The sequence below is a fragment of the Aquincola tertiaricarbonis genome, assembly GCF_000969605.1.
In the GTDB taxonomy this organism is placed as follows: domain Bacteria; phylum Pseudomonadota; class Gammaproteobacteria; order Burkholderiales; family Burkholderiaceae_C; genus Aquincola; species Aquincola tertiaricarbonis.
Map to the genome: position 1 here is coordinate 1 of NZ_JZUE01000085.1, position 605 is coordinate 605.

The window sequence follows — 605 nt, forward strand, 5'->3', positions numbered from 1 at the left end:
GGCTCTTGCCCGCCACTTCCTTGTACAGGCGGATCAGCCGCTCGTAGCTGAGGTCGGTCTCCGATTCCAGCACCTGCATGCGGGCGCCGAGCTGGATGAGGGTGACCGCGCGCTCGATCTGCCGGGCTTCGGTGAGGATGCTCTTGCTGCGTGCCATGGGGTACTCCGGTGGCGTGGCGGTCAGACCGTCGGGCGCACGGCGCCGGCCGCGGTCACCGGCTTGGCATGCTGGGTGATGAGCTCGAACACCGTCTCGTCGCCCATCTGGCAGTGCGCCAGCAAGGTGTTGCTGCTGGCCAGCTTGCTCAGCTGGGTGGCCGTCAGGGCCTCGATGCGGCTGGCCACCTGCTCCGAGATGCCCAGGCGCTCCAGGGCTTGGGCGCGGTCGGCGCGGATGAGGCTTTGCGCCAGCATCAGGTAGCCGAGATTGGCTTCGCGGATTTCGTCGAGGATCTGGGTGGCGTTCATCGGGGCTTCTCCTGTAGGGGTGCAGCTGTCTCGCTGCGTTGGAATGAACTGTAGAAGCCGGACAAGCGTGAAATAAGTGGCCGTATTCGGTGGATCGCGTCTCTGTTCTTCGTGTTGCGTGTCAGTCAACTTCCTAC

2 protein-coding genes are annotated in these 605 nt (G+C 64.6%); both read right to left on the bottom strand.

Features of this window, described 5'->3' with window-relative positions; all coding sequences use genetic code 11:
* Positions 1-157 (bottom strand): FlhC family transcriptional regulator (locus VO99_RS27515; protein WP_046116166.1); only part of this gene is annotated, 157 nt, incomplete at its 3' end.
* 23 nt (positions 158-180) lie between these two features.
* The gene (flhD, locus tag VO99_RS27520; protein ID WP_046116167.1) at positions 181-468 is read right to left on the bottom strand and encodes a flagellar transcriptional regulator FlhD; all 288 of its coding nucleotides are present in this window, start codon (positions 466-468) and stop codon (positions 181-183) included.
* Positions 469-605 lie beyond the last annotated feature (137 nt).

What these genes read in the sequence shown, in the direction of transcription:
- flhD (WP_046116167.1), bottom strand. Translation starts at nt 468, where the DNA reads ATGAACGCCACCCAGATCCTCGACGAAATCCGCGAAGCCAATCTCGGC.